The organism is Kitasatospora sp. NPDC015121 (assembly GCF_055562955.1).
This window is the reverse complement of sequence record NZ_JBVHEH010000015.1, coordinates 83,105-100,954: the sequence shown is the minus strand read 5'-3', so window position 1 is coordinate 100,954 and position 17,850 is coordinate 83,105. Positions and strand designations below refer to the sequence as shown.

General features: G+C 75.7%; 12 protein-coding genes. 10 read left to right on the top strand and 2 right to left on the bottom strand.

Annotated elements, in window-relative coordinates; genetic code table 11:
* Nucleotides 1-246: 246 nt before the first annotated feature.
* From ACZ3J7_RS23250 to ACZ3J7_RS23215, 8 genes are all read left to right on the top strand, one after another.
* On the top strand, nt 247-1,905 hold the full coding sequence (locus ACZ3J7_RS23250) for a serine/threonine-protein kinase (protein ID WP_465624281.1): 1,659 nt from the start codon (nt 247-249) through the stop codon (nt 1,903-1,905).
* A gap of 386 nt (nt 1,906-2,291) precedes the next feature.
* Nucleotides 2,292-3,314: a protein kinase gene (locus ACZ3J7_RS23245; RefSeq protein ID WP_465624278.1), complete on the top strand. Its 1,023-nt coding sequence runs from the start codon at nt 2,292-2,294 to the stop codon at nt 3,312-3,314.
* A 200-nt stretch (nt 3,315-3,514) separates the two neighbouring features.
* Nucleotides 3,515-5,137 (top strand): serine/threonine-protein kinase, encoded by a 1,623-nt coding sequence (locus ACZ3J7_RS23240; RefSeq protein ID WP_465624274.1) that lies wholly within the window; start codon nt 3,515-3,517, stop codon nt 5,135-5,137.
* Between the two features lie 75 nt (nt 5,138-5,212).
* A complete protein-coding gene (locus ACZ3J7_RS23235; protein ID WP_465624271.1) occupies nt 5,213-6,820 on the top strand; it encodes a succinic semialdehyde dehydrogenase in 1,608 nt (535 codons plus the stop codon).
* 21 nt (nt 6,821-6,841) lie between these two features.
* Entirely contained in the window at nt 6,842-8,602 is a 1,761-nt protein-coding gene (locus tag ACZ3J7_RS23230) for a GMC oxidoreductase (RefSeq protein WP_465624269.1), read from the top strand.
* 65 nt (nt 8,603-8,667) lie between these two features.
* A complete protein-coding gene (locus ACZ3J7_RS23225; RefSeq protein ID WP_465624267.1) occupies nt 8,668-10,245 on the top strand; it encodes a hypothetical protein in 1,578 nt (525 codons plus the stop codon).
* Between the two features lie 801 nt (nt 10,246-11,046).
* Nucleotides 11,047-12,633 (top strand): glutamine-hydrolyzing GMP synthase, encoded by a 1,587-nt coding sequence (gene guaA / locus ACZ3J7_RS23220; RefSeq protein WP_465624265.1) that lies wholly within the window; start codon nt 11,047-11,049, stop codon nt 12,631-12,633.
* Nucleotides 12,634-12,772: 139 nt separating this feature from the next.
* Nucleotides 12,773-13,780 carry a Rieske 2Fe-2S domain-containing protein gene (locus tag ACZ3J7_RS23215; RefSeq protein WP_465624262.1) on the top strand — a complete coding sequence of 336 codons (1,008 nt, stop codon included), beginning with the start codon at nt 12,773-12,775 and terminating at the stop codon, nt 13,778-13,780.
* 9 nt (nt 13,781-13,789) lie between these two features.
* On the opposite strand, the gene ACZ3J7_RS23210 is transcribed toward ACZ3J7_RS23215, so the two are convergent.
* The gene (locus ACZ3J7_RS23210; protein WP_465624259.1) at nt 13,790-14,020 is read right to left on the bottom strand and encodes a hypothetical protein; all 231 of its coding nucleotides are present in this window, start codon (nt 14,018-14,020) and stop codon (nt 13,790-13,792) included.
* Nucleotides 14,020-15,594: a PspC domain-containing protein gene (locus ACZ3J7_RS23205; RefSeq protein ID WP_465624256.1), complete on the bottom strand. Its 1,575-nt coding sequence runs from the start codon at nt 15,592-15,594 to the stop codon at nt 14,020-14,022. Before ACZ3J7_RS23205 ends, ACZ3J7_RS23210 begins: the two co-directional genes overlap by 1 nt.
* 134 nt (nt 15,595-15,728) lie before the next feature.
* Here ACZ3J7_RS23205 and ACZ3J7_RS23200 point away from each other — a divergent pair, with 134 nt between their 5' ends.
* Nucleotides 15,729-17,108: a PspC domain-containing protein gene (locus ACZ3J7_RS23200; protein WP_465624254.1), complete on the top strand. Its 1,380-nt coding sequence runs from the start codon at nt 15,729-15,731 to the stop codon at nt 17,106-17,108.
* The gene (locus ACZ3J7_RS23195) at nt 17,101-17,781 is read left to right on the top strand and encodes a LuxR C-terminal-related transcriptional regulator (protein ID WP_465624251.1); all 681 of its coding nucleotides are present in this window, start codon (nt 17,101-17,103) and stop codon (nt 17,779-17,781) included. The genes ACZ3J7_RS23200 and ACZ3J7_RS23195 overlap by 8 nt, the downstream gene beginning before the upstream one ends.
* The last annotated feature ends 69 nt before the right edge of the window (nt 17,782-17,850 follow it).

The window sequence follows — 17,850 nt, the reverse complement described above, 5'->3', positions numbered from 1 at the left end:
CCCGTCAGCGGTCCGCAGGGCCCCCGCCGCAACCGGCGGGGGCCCTGCGCCGTCCGTACGCCCGGGGGACACCCGGGCTTCACCGCCCGGACGGTCCCGGGGGACGGGCGGCCGGACCTGGCCCGGACGGGGATGAGATGATGGGGGCTCCGGCGTGCGACCGCCGCCCCCGGCGGTCCGACATGCCGTCAGGTCACGGCCGGGGGTGCCCGCCGAGGGCCGCAACACCATGGGGAGAGCGCACCGATGACGCAGCCGCAGGAACCGTCCGGACGCCTGCTGGCGGACCGCTACCGGCTCGGCGAGGTGCTCGGGCGCGGCGGCATGGGCACCGTCTGGCGGGCCGAGGACGAACTGCTCGGCCGGATCGTCGCGGTCAAGGAGCTCCGGATGACCGGCACCGTCGACGAGATCGAACGGCACCGGCTGGTCGCCCGCACCCGGCGCGAGGCCAAGGCCGCCGCCCGGATCCGGCACACCGCGGCCGTCACCGTCTACGACGTGGTCGAGGAGGACGACCGGCCGTGGATCGTGATGGAGCTGGTGGCCGGCCGCTCGCTGGCCGACGTGGTCGCCGAGGACGGTCCGCTCACCCCCCGGCGGGCCGCCGCCGTCGCGCTCGACCTGCTCGGCGTGCTCGGCGCCGCGCACCGCCAGGGCGTGCTGCACCGGGACGTCAAACCGTCCAACGTGCTGATCGGCGAGGACGGGCGGACCGTGCTCACCGACTTCGGCATCGCCAGCGTCGAGGGCGACACCTCCATCACCTCCACCGGCATGCTGGTCGGCGCCCCCTCCTACATCGCCCCCGAACGCGCCCGCGGCAAGCTCCCCGGACCGCCGTCCGACCTGTGGTCGCTGGGCGGCACGCTGTACGCGATGGTCGAGGGCGTCCCGCCGTACGACCGGGGCGACGCGCTGGCCACCCTCACCGCCGTGATGACCGAACCGCTGCCGGAGCCGCGCAACGCCGGACCGCTGCGGACCGTCATCGAGGGACTGCTGGAGAAGGACCCGGACCGGCGGATGGACGCCGAGACGGCCCGCCCGCTGCTCGAAATGGTCGCCGCCGGGAAGCCGCTGCCCGAGGCCGAGACGGTCACCGTGCCCGCCCCGGCCCCGGCGCCCGCCGCGATACCGGCCGCCGCGCCGCCGCAGGCCGCCCGGACCGTCGAGGCGCCGACCGCGGACCGGCCCGCCGCAGCGGGCCGGCGGCGCGCGCTGCTGACCGGCGGGGCGGTGCTCGCCGTGCTGGCGCTGGTCGCGGCGCTGGTGGTGTTCTGGCCGAAGGGGAAGGGCGGCGGCGGCTCGGCGGACGCGGCGGGGCAGTCGCCGGTGGCGTCCGCCCCGGTCTCCGCCCCCGCCTCGGCTCCGGCCTCGGCCTCGGCCCCCGCCTCCGCCGACGCCTCCGGGCAGGCCTCGGCCACGCCGTCGCCGCTGCTCCCGCCCGGGCAGACCCCGCCCGGGTACACCGTCCACAAGGACCCGTCCGGGTTCAGCATCACGCTGCCCGACTGGCTGGCCGACCAGGGGCAGGACTACCGCGCCACCAGCCGCCGCTTCGAGGGCCGCGGCCTGCGCCTGGTCGTCGACTGGCAGTCGCCCGCCGGGGACAGCGCGCTGAAGGACTGGCAGGCGGCCGACCGCAACGCGAAGATGACCAACTACCGCAAGGTCAGGGTCGAGTCCGTCGCCTACCGGGACTGGACCAACGCCGCCGACTGGGAGTGGACCTACACCGGCAAGACCGGCACCCTGCTGCACTCGCTCAACCGGGGCTTCGTCACCGGCAACGGCAAGTACGGGTACGCGATCTACTGGACCATGCCCGAGGAGGTCTGGTCGGCGGCGGACGGCTCGCTGGCCCGGCGGATCTCGTTCGAGAGTTTCCAGCCCGCGCCGTAGCCCGGCGCAGGAGGGGGGAGGCGGGCGCCGGCCGGCGGGGCGGGAGACCGGGGCGGGGTGGGGAGCGCGGTCGGGGCGGGGGCGGGAAGGGCCTTTCGCCGGACGGGAGTTGGGGCGGCGGAGCGAGGTGCCCGCCGGCGGGGCGGGAGCCGGCACGCCCGGCGGGGGAGGGCGGCGCCGGGGCGGGGCGGTGGGGCGCGGGAGCGGTGGGGGCGGCTCCGGATCGGCGGGGAATGCGCGTACCGGGCGGTGGCGGGGGCAGGCGGGGGCCGTACGCTGACGGGACTACGGCGTGAGGAACAGGCATGCGAGCGGCCCCGGGGCAAGTGGTGGCCGGACGGTACCGGGTGACGGACCGTTCGGAGGGTGAGGTCGGTCTCCCCGCGGTGGACGTCCACAGTGGGGCGCGGGTGCGGCTGTTCGGGCTGGAACTGCCCGAACTGCTGGTGCCCGGGCACCCGTTGGGCGCGCCCGCACCGTCGTACGGGCCGCGGTTGACCGCGCGGGTCGCGCAGGTCGCGGCGGCCGCCGGGACGCACCCGAGGCTGCTGCGCGGGCTCGCGGCCGGGCCCGAGGGCGAGGTGCTGTGGGTCGCCGAGGAGGCGGTGCCGGGGGTGCCGCTGGAGCGGCTGGCTGCCGAGGGCCCGCTCCCGCCGTACCGGGTCGCGGAGATCGGCGCGGACCTGGCGGGCGCGCTGCGCTCGGTGCACGAGGCCGGGCTGACGCACGGGAACCTGACCCTGCGCACGGTGCTGGTCTGCGAGGACGGCGCGGCGATGCTCGGCGGGCTGCTGCTGGGCGCCGCCGAGGAGGAGCTGTGCGCGGCGCTGGGCGGCGAGGTGCCGCGCCGGGTGTACGAGACCCGGGCGCTGATGCTCGGTGCGCTCGCCGAGCGCTGGGCGATCGACGCGGGCGCCCCCGCCGACACCTGGGCGCTGGGGGTGCTGCTGTACCGGCTGCTGACCGGCCGCGGCCCGTACCCGGAGGCCGACCTGCCGACGCTGCTGGCGGCCGTCCGGGACGGGCACCACCACCCGGCCGACGGCTGCGGGCCGCTGCGGCCGCTGGTCGAGCGGCTGCTGCGGCCGGATGCGGCGCTGCGGCCCGACGCGGTCGCCGTGCAGCGGGAGTTGCGCGAGCTGCTGGCGTTCGCCCCCGAACCGGGCCTGGGCGGCCCGGCCGAGCCGCCGCTGCCGGTGCCCCGGCCCGCGGCGGGCCCGCTGGTGCCGCGGCCGCGCGGCCGCCGGTCGGCCCGGGCGGACCGGCGGCCGGACGGGCGGGTGGCGGAGCGTCAGGCCCCGGCGCGGACGCCGCGGATACCGGCGAGGCTGCTCGGGCCGCTGCTGATCGGGGGCGTGCTGGTGCTGTTGGTCGGCGCGCTCGCCGGGATCGTCGCGTTCGCGGGCTGAGCGCGCCGGACCGGGCGCGCCCGGGGCTGAGCGTCGCGGTCCGGGCGCGGACGGTCACCGGGCGATCCGTTCGCCGGGGCGTGATTCCCGGGGGGCGCCGGGCAGCCTAGGCTTGCCTCCTGAACCGTCGGTGCGAGCAGGCACACGGTCTGCCAGGACCCCGTCCGACCGGCGGTGGGGGAAGTGAAGGGGGGACGGTCATGGGCGCACAGGACCAGTCGACCGGCCGTCTGCTGGCCGGGCGGTACGCGCTCGGCGAGCGCCTGGGACGCGGCGGGATGGGGACCGTCTGGCGGGCCAGGGACGAGATGCTGGACCGGGAGGTCGCCGTCAAGGAACTGACGGTCAGCCACCTCTCGGAGGAGGACCTGGAGATCCTGCAGTCCCGGATGAAGCGCGAGGCCCGGGCCGCGGCCCGGATCAAGCACCCGGGCGTCATCACCATCCACGACGTGCTGGAGCAGGACGGCCGGCCGTGGATCGTGATGGAGCTGGTGGACGGCCGCGCCCTGTCCGACGTCATCAGCCAGGACGGCACCCTGACGCCCCGGGAGGCGGCCGACGTCGGCCTCCAGGTGCTCGCCGCCCTGCACCGCGGCCACCAGCTGGGGGTGCTGCACCGCGACGTCAAGCCCGCCAACGTGCTGCTGGAGCACGGCACCGGACGGGTCGTGCTGCTCGACTTCGGCATCGCCAAGTTCGAGGGCGCGATGGACATCACCCGCCCCGGCGACCTGGTCGGCTCGCCCGACTACCTGGCCCCGGAACGGGCCCAGGGCCAGCGGCCCGGGCCGGCCTCCGACCTGTGGGCGCTGGGCGCGACGCTCTACCACGCGGTCGAGGGCGAGTCGCCGTTCCGCCGCGACAACCCGCTCAGCACGCTCACCGCCGTCGTCGACGAACCGCTGCCCACCCCGGCCCGGGCCGCCGCGCTCGGCCCGGTGCTGGCCGCGCTGATGGCCAAGGACCCGGCGGAGCGGCCCGGCGCCGACGAGGCGGGCCGGATGCTGCGCGAGGTCGCCGACGGGCACACCCTCAGCATCCGCGTCCCCGAGCAGGCGGGCGCGCCCCGGCTGCCCACCCAGGTCGTCCCGGTGGTCGACCGGACCGCGGAGCCGCCGGCCCCCGAACCGGCCGCTGAGCCCGCGCCCACCCCGGTCCCCGTCCGGCCGCAGGCCCCGGCGGAGCCCGCCCGGCGGCCGCGCCGGGCGCTGCTGTGGGCGGTGGTCGGCGTGCTGCTGCTCGCCGCGGCGGGCGGTGGCGGCGCGTACTACCTGACCCACCGGCACGTGAACGTGACGGTCACCCGCGAGCCGGGGCCGACCGGCGGCGCCGACAACCCGCTGCCCTCGGACAGCCCGCTGCCCAGCGGCGCGCCCGCGCCCGCCGGGTACGCCTGGCAGGACGACCCGGCCGGGTTCCGCTTCCTGCTGCCGACCAACGGCACCTGGGTGCGCAGCGAGAAGGCCGGCCAGGTCTACTACTCGCCCGACGGCCAGGACCACTTCCTGCAGTTCGCGGTCATCGTCGGCCAGCCGCTCTCCCCGCAGGAGCACCTGCTGCAGATGGAGGCCGCGCTGGGCAAGAGCCTCAAGGACTTCCAGACCACCAGCCTGTCCGCCGCCAAGATCCGCGGGCAGGAGGGCGCGGTGTGGGAGTTCAGCTTCGGCGCGAAGGACGCCCGCCGGCACGCCAAGGAGGTCGAGTTCCGGCGCCCGGACGGCACCGCGTTCATGGTGTACGTGTCCGGCCCGGAGAAGGACTGGCTGGAGAGCCTGCGGCAGTTCACCACCGTGCTGAACAACTTCCAGCCCACCATCTGACCCCGGCGGGCCGCGCACCGCCTTTTGTGTTACCGACGGGTACACAAGTCGGGGTTCAGGGCCTAGGCTGCCCGCATGACGGAGAGCACGAGCCAGACCCGGCGCAACCCCGCGGCGAAGGGTGCGGCACGCGACGTCGCCTCGGCGGTGCCGGCCGCGCTGGTCGCGCGGCTGGCCAAGGGCGTCACCGCGTCCGGCGGGGAGAGCACCGAGACGATCGCGCCGCTGACCGGCGAGCCGCTGGCCACCCTGCCGCTGTCCTCGGAACAGGACGTCCAGCAGGCCTTCGACCGGGCCCGCCGCGCCCAGCCGGCCTGGGCCGCGCTGTCGGTGCGGCACCGGGCCGGCGTCCTGCTGCGCTTCCACGACCTGCTGCTCGCGCGGCAGGACGAGGTGCTCGACCTGATCCAGGCGGAGACCGGCAAGGCCCGGCTGCACGCCTTCGAGGAGGTGATGGCGGTCGCCTCGGCGGCCCGGCACTACGGCCGCGCCGCCGCCTCCTACCTGCGCGACCGCCGCCGGGGCGGCGCCGTGCCCGGCCTGACCAGCGCCGTCGAGGCCCGCCGGCCCAAGGGCGTGGTCGGCCAGATCTCGCCCTGGAACTACCCGCTGGAACTCTCCGTCGGCGACGCCCTGCCCGCCCTGGTGGCCGGCAACGCCGTCGTCAACAAGCCGGACACCCAGACCGCGCTCACCGCGCTGTGGGCCCGGGAGCTGTTCGTCGAGGCCGGTCTGCCCCCGCAGGCCTGGCAGATCGTCCTCGGCGACGGCCCGGTGGTCGGCCCGCAGGTCGTCGAGCGCGCCGACTACGTCGCCTTCACCGGCTCCACCCGCACCGGCCGGGACGTCGCCCGCCGGGCCGCCGAACGGCTGATCGGCGCCTCGCTCGAACTCGGCGGCAAGAACGCCATGCTGGTCCTCGCCGACGCCGACCTCGACCGGGCCGCCGCCGGCGCCGTCCGGGCCTGCTTCTCCTCGGCCGGCCAGCTCTGCATCTCCATCGAGCGGCTCTACGTGCACCGCTCGGTCGCCGACGCCTTCCTCGCGAAGTTCGCCGAGAAGACCGCCGCGCTGCGCCTGGGCGGCGGCCTCGCCTACGGCGCCGACATGGGCTCGCTGGTCTCCGCCCGCCAGCTGGAGACCGTCACCCGGCACGTCGAGGAGGCCGTCAAGGCCGGCGCCACCGTGCTGGCCGGCGGGCGGGCCCGGCCCGACCTGGGCCCGCTGTTCCACGAGCCCACCATCCTGGACGGCGTCACCCCCGACATGGCGGTCTGCGCCGAGGAGACCTTCGGCCCGGTCGTCTCCGTCTACCGCTTCGACACCGAGGACGAGGCCGTCACCGCCGCCAACTCCACCCCGTACGGGCTGAACTCCTCGGTCTGGACGAAGGACACCGCCCGCGGCCGCAGGGTCGCCGCCCGGCTGCGCACCGGCACCGTCAACGTCAACGAGGCCTACGCCGCCGCCTACGGCTCGGTGGCCTCGCCGATGGGCGGCATGGGCGACTCCGGCCTCGGCCGGCGGCACGGCGCCGAGGGCATCCTGCGCTACACCGAGGCGCAGACCATCGCCGTGCAGCGGCTGCTGCCGATCGGCCCGTCGATGGGCATGGACGACCGCAAGTTCGCCGAGCTCTTCACCACCGGCCTGAAGCTGATGAAGGCGTTCCGGCTGAAGTAGCCATTCCCAGAGGGGGCAGCAGTGTCGTACGACTACGACGTCGTGGTGGTCGGTTCGGGCTTCGGCGGCTCGGTCGCGGCCCTGCGGCTCACCGAGAAGGGCTACCGGGTCGCCGTCCTGGAGGCCGGGCGCCGGTTCCGCCGCGAGGAACTGCCCAGCACCTCCTGGAACCTGCGCGACTACCTGTGGGCACCCGCCCTCGGCCGCTACGGCATCCAGCGCATCCACCTGCTGCGCAACGTGCTGATCCTGGCCGGGGCGGGCGTCGGCGGCGGCTCGCTGAACTACGCCAACACCCTGTACGTCCCGCCGAAGGCGTTCTTCGAGGACCGGCAGTGGCGGCACATCACCGACTGGCAGGCCGAGCTCGACCCGTTCTACGACCAGGCCCGGCGGATGCTCGGCGTGCGCCTCAACCCGACCATGACCCCCTCCGACGTGCACCTGAAGGCCGCCGCCGAGGCGATGGGCTGCGGCGACACCTTCCACCTGGCGCCGGTCGGGGTGTTCTTCGGCGACGGCCGGGACGGCACCGGCGAGGCCGAGGCCGCGCCCGGCGACGAGGTCGACGACCCGTACTTCGGCGGCGCCGGACCCCGCCGCCGGGCCTGCACCGAGTGCGGCGAGTGCATGACCGGCTGCCGGCACGGCGCCAAGAACACCCTCACCGAGAACTACCTGTACCTGGCCGAGCGGGCCGGCGCCGAGATCCGGCCGATGACCACCGTGCGGCGGCTGCGCCCGCACGGCGACGGCTACGCGGTCGACGTGCTGCCCACCGACGCCCGCACCCAGCGAGCCCGGCGGGCCGGGGCGCGCACGATCACCGCCGAGCGGGTGGTCGTCGCGGCCGGCACCTACGGGACCCAGACGCTGCTGCACCGGATGCGCGAGGGCGGGCTGCTGCCCCGGATCTCCGCCCGGCTCGGCCACCTCACCCGCACCAACTCCGAAGCGCTGGTCGGCGCGCAGACCTCCACCCGGCGCTACGGGGAGCGCCCCGACTTCACCCGGGGCGTGGCCATCACCTCCTCGGTCCACCCCGACGAGAACACCCACATCGAGCCGGTCCGCTACGGGCGGGGCTCCAACGCGATGGGCGCGCTCTCCATCCAGCAGGTGAGCGGCGCCGGACGCGGACCGCGCTGGCTGCGCTACCTCGGCACCGCCGCCCGGCACCCGTGGACCTTCGTCCAGTCGATGAACCAGCACCGCTGGTCGGAGAAGACCATCATCGGCCTGGTCATGCAGTCCCTCGACAACTCGCTGACCGTCTCGCTGAAGAACGGGAAGCTCACCTCCCGGCAGGGCCACGGCGCGCCCAACCCCAGCTGGATCCCGGCCGCCGAGGAGGGCGCCCGGGCGCTCGCCGCCTCCATCAACGGCTTCCCCGGCTCCACCGCCGGCGAGATCTTCGACATCCCGCTCACCGCGCACTTCCTCGGCGGCTGCCCGATCGGCGACAGCGCCGAGACCGGCGTCGTCGACCCCTACCACCGGCTGTACGGGCACCCGGGGATCAGCGTCGTCGACGGCTCCGCGGTCTCCGCCAACCTGGGCGTCAACCCCTCGCTGACGATCACCGCGCAGGCCGAGCGCGCCATGTCGATGTGGCCCAACCGGGGCGAGGCCGACCCGCGCCCCGAACCGGGCGCCGCCTACCGGCCGGTGCCGCCCGTCGCACCGCGCCAACCCGCCGTCCCCGCAGGGGCGTTCGGCGAACTGCGGCTGCCGCTGCTGCCCGTCCCCGAGGTGCCCCGCAGGGCCCCGGAAGGCGATTGACATTCCTTTACCCCCGGTGGGATAAACGGGCCCTCGAACACGAACCACCCTGGGGGGACCCGACCATGCCCATCTGCCCGTCCTGCGGAGCGGCCTCGCCCGACCCCGCGGTGACCTGCGCCAACTGCGGTCGGCCGGTCGCCGCGCCCGCCATCGGCGACGTGATCGAGGACGCCGGTCCGGCCGCGGCCGGACCCTCCCCGTGGGGCGCCGGCCGGATCCACCACACCCGGGAGGCGCCGCTGCTCTCCCGCGGCTGGCTCACCGCGGGCCGGGTGCTGATCGCGCCGACCGCCCTGCTGGTGCTGGCCGCCGTGATCGGCGCCGGCACCGACGACGGCAGCGACAGCTCGGGCCTGTTCACCACCGACTGGTCGGCCGAGGGCTTCCAGACCTGGCTGACGCTGGTCCTCACCGGCCTCGGCGCCCCGCTGCGGATGGTGATGAGCGCGCCCGGCAGCAAGGCCGACACCATCTCCGGCGACAGCCACCTGATCATGTACGCGGTCTCGCTGGGCTGGCTGCTGGCGCTCTGGTGCGGCCTGCACCTCGCCGCCCGCGGCCGCCGCCGCGCCGCCCTCGCCGAGCCCGCCGCGGCCGCCGCCGGCCTGCAGGCGCTGCGCACCGGCGCGCTGTCCGCCGCGGTCGCGCTGCTGCTGGGCTGGCTGGCCGGCCACGACTCGTCCCTCGGCGCCAAGGGCGACGCGCTGAAGATCGAGATCGGCCCGGCGCTGCTGCCGCTGGTGCTGACCTCGGGCCTGGCCGCGGCCGTCCTGGTGCTGGCCGTGGACGGCGCGGCCGCGCTGCGCGCCGAGGCCGCCCGGCGCGGCTGGCTGGGCAGCCTGCTGCTCGCCTGGCAGCACGCCGCCCGGGTGCTCGGCGGCCTGCTGGTGCTGCTCACCGTCGTCGCGCTGGTGGTGCAGCTGGCCGAGGAGAAGACCTTCCCGCACAGCGACGTGCTGGGCCTGGTCACCAACAACGGCCTGCTGATCCACGGCGTCGGCAGCGGCGCGACCCTGCTCTCGGCCGGCGCCTTCGGGCTCGGCCACGAGTCGATGTCGCTGTTCGACCTGGGCGGCCACGGCGACGGCTGGTGGTTCGCGGCGCTGCTGCCGCTGGCCGCCGCGCTGGCGCTCGGCTGGTCCGCCCACCGGGGCCGGCTCGCCCCGCGCGACCGGGCCGTGCTGGCCGGCCTGTACGCGGCGCTCACCGCCGTGCTGCTGCTCGGCACCTCGATGTGGGCCACCCAGGACCGCCGCAACGCCGCCGCGGTCGGCGGCTTCTCGGTGCAGAGCCGGGACAGCCTCGGCTGGTCGGTGACGTCGGTGCTGGTCGCCGCCGCCGTCTGGGCGCTGCTCGGCGCGCTGGTGGTGCCCGCCGTGCTGGACGCCGTGCGCGGCACCCCCGCGCCGCTCCCCGCCCCGCCGCTCCCGCCGCTCCCGCCCACCGCCCCGGCCGTCCCGCCGGTGCCCGCCGCGCCGCCGCTGCCCACCGGGTCGCCGGTGCTGCCGGGACGGACCGTGACCGACACCCTCGCGCACGGCTCGGTCGAGCTGGTGGTCGAAGAGCCGCCGGCCGCCGCCGTCGCGCTCGACCGGGACGGCGACCCGCACGCCGCGTACCGCCGCCCCACCGAGGGCTGAACCTGACCCGGTCCCGGCCCGGACAGGGCAAAGGGCCCCGCGGGGGAACGGGGCCCTTTGTCACAGCACCCGGCGTCAGGGCCGCGCCGGTGCTGGTGTGACGGCGCCGGGGGAGGAGCGCCGTCGCGGAGAAGTGGTCCAACGGCACGCGCCGGGGCCGGATGGGCCTCACGGAGCGTGAGACGGGAGCCGTTCGCGTCAACGGCGACCCTCGGTCGGAGGTGTGCGGTGAGCCCCCGCCTTCCAAGCATCGTCCTGGACGAGGGCCTTGCCGTGCAACCGATTCGACGTAAATGGGGGGAAGGCCGGAACCGGACACGGCGCGCGGGAGCGCCGGACCGGACCGGCCGGGATGGTCACTGTCCGTGATAGTGGCTTGCGGGGCGTGCCGGGTGCACGCGGAGTGCTCCCGGGGTGCTCCCGGGGGGCGTACTGGGGCGTACGCCGGAGTGGCGGCTGACTGAGGTGTGGCGGCCGGCACCGGTACCGGCCGCCACACCCCGGGTCCGCCCGGTCGCGGACGGGTTCGCTGTCCCCTGCTGACCCGACCGCCGCACCGGGGCGCGGTCCCACGGCGGGCCCGTGCCCGCCACGCGCACCGGTGGACCGGAGATGATCCACGCGTGGTTCCGCCGCGCGGTGCCGCCAGCGCCTGGAGGGCGCCGGACGTGCCGTGCGGTCTCCCGGTGCAACGATTCGCCGGGCCGCGCGGTCACGGGCGGCGGCGCGGGCAGTCGGGTGAAACGCTCCCGGTAGACTCGGGGGTGACACCCCCCTCGTACCGCCGCCGGAAGGCCGTCTGTGTCCGCTGATACACCCGCCCAGTCCGTAGCCGAGAACGACACCGTCCTGGTCGTCGACTTCGGCGCCCAGTACGCCCAGCTCATCGCCCGCCGGGTGCGTGAGGCGCGGGTCTACAGCGAGATCGTGCCCAGCTCCATGCCGGTCGCCGAGATGCTCGCCAAGAACCCCAGGGCGATCATCCTCTCCGGCGGCCCGTCGTCGGTCTACGAGGAGGGCGCCCCGCAGCTCGACCGCGCGCTCTTCGAGGCGGGCGTGCCGGTCTTCGGCATGTGCTACGGCTTCCAGCTGATGGCCAAGACCCTCGGCGGCACCGTCGACAACAGCGGCGCCCGCGAGTACGGCCGGACCCCGCTGACCGTGACCCGCTCCGGCTCCACGCTGTTCGAGGGCACCCCGGACCGGCAGTCGGTGTGGATGTCGCACGGCGACGCCTGCTCGGCCGCGCCCGAGGGCTTCACCGTCACCGCCTCCACCGACGTGGTGCCGGTCGCCGCCTTCGAGAACGACGAGCGCAAGCTGTACGGCGTGCAGTACCACCCCGAGGTGATGCACTCCGAGCACGGCCAGCAGGTGCTGGAGCACTTCCTGTACCGCGGCGCCGGCATCTCCCCGGACTGGACCACCACCAACGTGGTCGAGGAGCAGGTCGCGCTGATCCGCGAGCAGGTCGGCGACAAGCGCGCCATCTGCGGCCTGTCCGGCGGCGTGGACTCCGCGGTCGCCGCCGCCCTGGTGCAGCGCGCCATCGGCGACCGGCTGACCTGCGTGTACGTCGACCACGGCCTGATGCGCAAGGGCGAGACCGAGCAGGTCGAGAAGGACTTCGTCGCGGCCACCGGCGTCAAGCTGGTCGTGGTCGACGCCGAGGAGCGCTTCCTGACCGCGCTGGCGGGCGTCTCCGACCCCGAGCAGAAGCGCAAGATCATCGGCCGCGAGTTCATCCGGGTCTTCGAGCAGGCCCAGGCCGACATCATCGCCGACGAGGGCCCGGCCGTGGAGTTCCTCGTCCAGGGCACCCTGTACCCGGACGTGGTGGAGTCCGGCGGCGGCACCGGCACCGCCAACATCAAGTCCCACCACAACGTCGGCGGCCTCCCCGAGGACCTGGAGTTCCAGCTCGTCGAGCCGCTGCGCAAGCTGTTCAAGGACGAGGTCCGGATGGTCGGCCAGGAGCTCGGCCTGCCCGCCGAGATCGTCCAGCGCCAGCCGTTCCCCGGCCCCGGCCTGGGCATCCGGATCGTCGGCGAGGTCACCAAGGAGCGCCTGGAACTGCTCCGCGAGGCCGACGCGATCGCCCGCGAGGAGCTCACCCTGGCCGGCCTGGACGCCGAGATCTGGCAGTGCCCGGTCGTCCTGCTGGCCGACGTCCGCTCGGTCGGCGTGCAGGGCGACGGCCGCACCTACGGCCACCCGATCGTGCTGCGCCCGGTCTCCTCCGAGGACGCGATGACCGCCGACTGGTCGCGCCTGCCCTACGAGGTGCTGGCGAAGATCTCCACCCGGATCACCAACGAGGTCAAGGACGTGAACCGGGTCGTCCTGGACGTCACCTCCAAGCCGCCGGGCACCATCGAGTGGGAGTGATCCCACCGGCAACCGTGTGACCGCGCCGCCGCTCCCCGCGCCAGGGGAGTGGCGGCGCGGCCGTGTGCGGGCGGCACCGGGCACAATCGGACCCGATCCTGTCGGCGGACGGCAGGCGGCGAGGGAGAGGGCGACGGCGATGGCGACGGGGACCGGCAGCACGACCGGCAGCACGACCGGCGGCAGGATCGGCGAGTGGAAGGCCCTGGGCGCGCGCTTCGCGCTGCTGCCGCTGCGGCTGTTCCTGGGGGTGACCTTCGTCTACGCCGCCTTCGACAAGCTCTCCGACGCGCACTACCTGGCCGGCGCCGGCGACGCCGCCTCGTTCTACTCCCAGACCCGGGCCGCCGAGGGCGGCAGCCCGCTCGGCTGGGCGCTCGGCCCCGCGCTCGACGCGCCGACCCTCTTCGGCCTGCTGGTCGCCTTCGGCGAGCTCGCCGTGGGCCTGGGCACCCTGTTCGGCCTGTGGGGCCGGATCGCCGCGCTCGGCGGCGTGCTGCTCTCCGCCACGCTCTGGCTGACCGTGAGCTTCCACACCACCCCGTACTACCTCGGCAACGACCTCGCCTACCTGATGGCCTGGACGCCGCTGCTGCTGGCCGGCACCCCCAACCTGTCGGTCGACGGCTACCTCGCCGCCCGGGCCGCCCGCGACCGGGCCCGCGGCCTCGCCGAGGACGCGGTGCGCCGCCGCGCGCTGCTCGACGGCGGCATCGCGGCCGTCGCGCTCGGCGGCGCCGGACTGCTCTCCGGCTCGCTCACCGCCGGCTTCGGCCGGGACGACGCCGCACCCGTCGCCACCGGCACCGGCGCCACCAGCCCCGTCCCGCAGCCCGGTCCCTCGGTGCCCGCCGCGCAGGTCCCGGTCGGCGGCTCCGCCACCGTCAAGGACCCGGCCAACGGCGACGCCGTCTACATCGTCCAGCCCGCCGCCGGGCAGTACGCCGGCCTCTCCTCGGTCTGCACCCACTCCGGCTGCGCGGTCAACCCGCCCAAGGACGGCAGGCTCTACTGCCCGTGCCACGGCTCGGAGTTCGACGCCGCGACCGGCGCCGTGATCACCGGCCCGGCGGTGAAGCCGCTGCCGAAGTACGGCGTCACCAGGAACGGCGACCAGCTGGAGCTCGGCCCGCAGCAGAAGGCCTGACCCCGCCGGTCAGTCCTCCAGGCTGCGGTCGTCGTCCCGGGCGCCGCCCCGGCCGCGCCGGGACGCCGCCACCAGGGCGCCGGCCAGGCCGCCCGCGCCGAGCACGATGCACGTCAGCGGCAGCACGAAGCGGCTGTTCACCTCGCGGTCGTTCAGCGAGGCCACCAGGTACAGCACCGCCAGCGCGGTGAACAGCCCGCCCGCGATCAGCGCGTACACGTCGAACCGATGCTTCCTCATCACCGCTCCACTTCGATGTCGCCGGCGCCCACGGTCACCGCGATCTCCAGTACGCCCTTCGACGGCTCGCCGTCCGGCACCTCGATCACCACGTCCTCGTCGGTGAACGGGTGGTCGAAGCGCTGACCGTCCGGCAGGGACACCTCGCCCGCGCCGTCGCGGATCCGCAGCCGCAGCTCCACGCCGTCCGGGACGGCCACCCGGACGTCGCCCGCGCCGACCCGCAGCGCGGTGGCCAGGGTGGTGCCGTGCGGGTCCAGCCCGGACAGGTCGAGCTCCGCGTCACCGGCCAGCAGCGTGTACTCCGGGCGCAGGTCCGCCGCCGCGGTCGCCGACCAGGCGCGGTCGCCCACGGTGTCGCCGACCGTCGCCGAGGTGCCCGCCGACACCGCCAGGGCCGCCGTCACCAGCAGCGACAGGACGGTCAGCCCGCGGGTGCGCCCCCAGCGGGCGCTGACCGCCATCGCCAGGCCCAGCGGCAGCAGCGCCACCGCCAGCACCGTCGACCAGCGCTGCTGCCCGTGGTCGGCCGCCGCCACCGCCCAGGACGCGCCCACCGCCACCAGCACCGCCGACGCCCCCAGCGCCGAGTTGCCGCGCTCCGCCTTCCGGCGGGCCTTCCACTCGCGGTGCCGCTCCATGCTCGCCCGGTGCCGCTCCATCGCCTCGTGCTGCCGGACCCGGTGCTCCGCCATCCGGCGTTCCATCCGCTCCTGGTGGGTCTCCTCGCGCGGCTCCTTGCGCAGCGGGTCGCCCTCCGGCAGGTCGGTGCGCTGCCACCACGGCAGTGCGGGCGCCCCCGGCGGCACCGGGCCGCCCCCGCCGCCGTACGGGTCGCGCTCCGGGTGCCGCGGGTCCCACAGGTAGCCGGACGGGCCGACCGGCGGGGTGTCCGCGGGCCGCTCGGCGTCGGTGGCGGCACCGCCGGGACGGGCGGCGCCGCCGCCGGCCGCCTGCTCGCCGTGCCAGGCCGCCAACCGCTCGTGCAGCTCCGCGCCGCGGTTCTTCCAGCTCCCGCGCAGGTCGCGGCCGACCGTCTCGCCCCAGGTCTTCCAGTCCGCGAACGGCCCGTCCGCCTCCAGCCGGTCCCGCGGGCCGGACGGCGGGGGCGGCAGCGGGTCGTCGTCGCCCTCGAAGCGGCGCCGCCGCTCCGGGTCGTAGCGCAGCGCCAGGAACACCAGCGCGGCCAGCAGCAGCAGCGGGAACAGCTGCCCGCCGTCGCCCATCGAGGAGAAGAACACCCCGGTGCCGATCACGGTCAGCAGCACCGCGCCGATCGACTGGCCGTCCACCCGGCCGGTCAGCACCCGCTGCAGCTCGGTGCGGCCGCCCTCGCCGTCCGCCGCCTCCCGCGGCACCACCAGCCAGGCCAGGCCGTACAGGAACAGCCCGAGCCCGCCGGTCAGGCCGAGCACCGCGATCACCACCCGGAACACCACCGGGTCGATGTCCAGGTAGCGGCCCAGGCCGCCGCACACGCCCGCCACCACCCGGTGCCGGGAGGAGCGAGTGAGCGCCGGGCGGCCCTCGGCGGGGGCGGCCGGCGGTTCCACCGGGATCTGGTCGTCCGTCATGCCCCCCATCCTTCCGGCCCGTCGGGCCCCGCCCAACCGTCCGGGGCCCGGGAGCGACCCTGAACTGTCCCTGAGGCCCTTCCGGGGGCGGACCCTGATGCGCGGCCGCACCGGCACCTGCCACCATCGGTGCCGTGGCCGCACCCGAGACCAGAACCACCGACCCCGCCCCGACCGAGGCGCCCACCGGCGCGCCGCCCTACCGGCGGCTCTACCGCAGCCCGCACGGCCGGATCCTCGGCGGCGTCTGCCAGGGCCTGTCCACCCACCTCGGCGTGCCCGTCACCTGGGTGCGGCTGGCGTTCATCGTGCTGTTCTTCTCCGAGGGCATCGGCGCCCTGCTGTACGCCGCGTTCTGGGTCGTGGTGCCGCTGGGCATCAACCAGGCCGCCGCCGGTGCCGACCGCCCGGCCCGCCGCCCCGCCGCCGGCCCCGGCCGCTCCGGCCGGCTGCGCGAGCTGCTGGAACGCACCTTCCACGGCGACGAGGGCGCCCCCGGCGCGGACGGCGACCGCCCCGCCCCGGTCGAGGGCCGCGGCCGGACCGGCAGCATGGGCCAGCTGTTCGCCCTGGTCGCCCTGGTCATCGGCGTGATGGCGCTGCTGTCCGCGCTCGGTATCCAGACCGCCAAGCCGTACGTGTGGCCGCTGCTCGCGGTCGGCATCGGCGTCGCCCTGGTCTGGCGGCAGGCCGACGACTCGCGCTGGCAGAGCTGGTTCGGCCTGGAGCCGGGCAGCCGCAAGGGCGCCTACCTGCGGGTGCTGGCCGGCGTGCTGCTGGTGGTGGCCGGCATCATCGGCTACTTCGTCACCCAGGGCGTCGCCTCGCCGCTCGCCCTGGTCGTCGAGTCCTCGCTGGCCGTGGTGGCCGGCGTGCTGGTCCTCGGCGGCCCGTCCATGCTGCGGATGTGGCAGGACCTCGGCGCCGAGCGCACCGCCCGCATCCGCGCCCAGGAGCGCGCCGAGATCGCCGCGCACGTCCACGACTCGGTGCTGCACACCCTCACCCTGATCCAGCGCCGGGCCGAGGACCCCAAGGAGGTGCTCCGCCTCGCCCGCGCCCAGGAACGCGAACTGCGCCTGTGGCTGTACCGCCCCGAGGCCGCCGCCGAGGACGCCCCCGACACCCTCGCCGAGCACCTGCGGGCGATCGTCGCCGAGGTCGAGGACCGGCACGGCGTCCACCTCGAACTGGTCTGCGTCGGCGACTGCCCGATGGACGAGAAGATCGCCTCGCAGATGCGGGCGGCCAGGGAAGCCATGGTGAACGCCGCCAAGTACGGTGGCGGTGGACCGGTCCAGGTCTACGCGGAGGTGGAGGGGAGGACGGTGTCGGTGTTCGTCCGCGACCACGGCCCCGGCTTCGACCCCGAGGACCTCCCCGAGGACCGCATGGGCGTACGCGAATCGATCATCGGCCGGATGCGGCGCAACGGGGGCACCGCGCGGGTGCGGCCCGCGCCGGACGGCGGGACCGAGGTCGAACTGGAGATGGAGAGGGCGGCAGATGACTGACGCAGCGTCAGGGACGGCGGCACCCGGCAGGCGGGCCCGGGTGGTGCTGGTCGACGACCACCGGATGTTCCGCACCGGCGTGCGCGCCGAGATCGGGCGCACCGACGAGACCGGCATCGACGTGGTCGGCGAGGCCGACGACGTCGAGTCCGCGGTCCGGGTGGTCGCCGAGACCCGGCCCGACGTGGTGCTGCTCGACGTCCACCTGCCCGGCGGCGGCGGCGTCGAGGTGCTGCGCCGCTCGGCCGGCGCGGAGGGCGTGCGCTTCCTCGCGCTGTCCGTCTCGGACGCCGCCGAGGACGTCATCGGCGTCATCCGCGGCGGCGCCCGCGGCTACGTCACCAAGACCATCACCGGCACCGACCTGGTCAACGCGATCTTCCGGATCGCCGACGGCGACGCGGTCTTCTCGCCCCGGCTGGCCGGCTTCGTCCTCGACGCCTTCGCCGCCACCGACACCCCGCCGGTCGACGAGGACCTCGACCGGCTCACCCAGCGCGAGCGCGAGGTGCTGCGGCTGATCGCCCGCGGCTACGCCTACAAGGAGATCGCCAAGCAGCTGTTCATCTCGGTCAAGACGGTGGAGAGCCACGTCTCGGCGGTGCTGCGCAAGCTCCAGCTCTCCAACCGGCACGAGCTGACCCGCTGGGCGACGGCGCGCCGGCTGGTCTGAGGGCCGCGGGGCCACTGCTCCCGGCCCCGGCCCCGACGGGGCTTCCGGGGGCGGGGGCACTGCTCCGTT

Bases quoted from the DNA above. Each gene is read 5' to 3' on its own strand.
- ACZ3J7_RS23195 (WP_465624251.1), top strand. From the start codon at position 17,101: ATGACTGACGCAGCGTCAGGGACGGCGGCACCCGGCAGGCGGGCCCGG.
- ACZ3J7_RS23210 (WP_465624259.1), bottom strand. From the start codon at position 14,020: ATGAGGAAGCATCGGTTCGACGTGTACGCGCTGATCGCGGGCGGGCTG.
- ACZ3J7_RS23240 (WP_465624274.1), top strand. From the start codon at position 3,515: ATGGGCGCACAGGACCAGTCGACCGGCCGTCTGCTGGCCGGGCGGTAC.
- ACZ3J7_RS23235 (WP_465624271.1), top strand. From the start codon at position 5,213: ATGACGGAGAGCACGAGCCAGACCCGGCGCAACCCCGCGGCGAAGGGT.
- ACZ3J7_RS23225 (WP_465624267.1), top strand. From the start codon at position 8,668: ATGCCCATCTGCCCGTCCTGCGGAGCGGCCTCGCCCGACCCCGCGGTG.
- ACZ3J7_RS23250 (WP_465624281.1), top strand. From the start codon at position 247: ATGACGCAGCCGCAGGAACCGTCCGGACGCCTGCTGGCGGACCGCTAC.
- ACZ3J7_RS23205 (WP_465624256.1), bottom strand. From the start codon at position 15,594: ATGACGGACGACCAGATCCCGGTGGAACCGCCGGCCGCCCCCGCCGAG.
- ACZ3J7_RS23215 (WP_465624262.1), top strand. From the start codon at position 12,773: ATGGCGACGGGGACCGGCAGCACGACCGGCAGCACGACCGGCGGCAGG.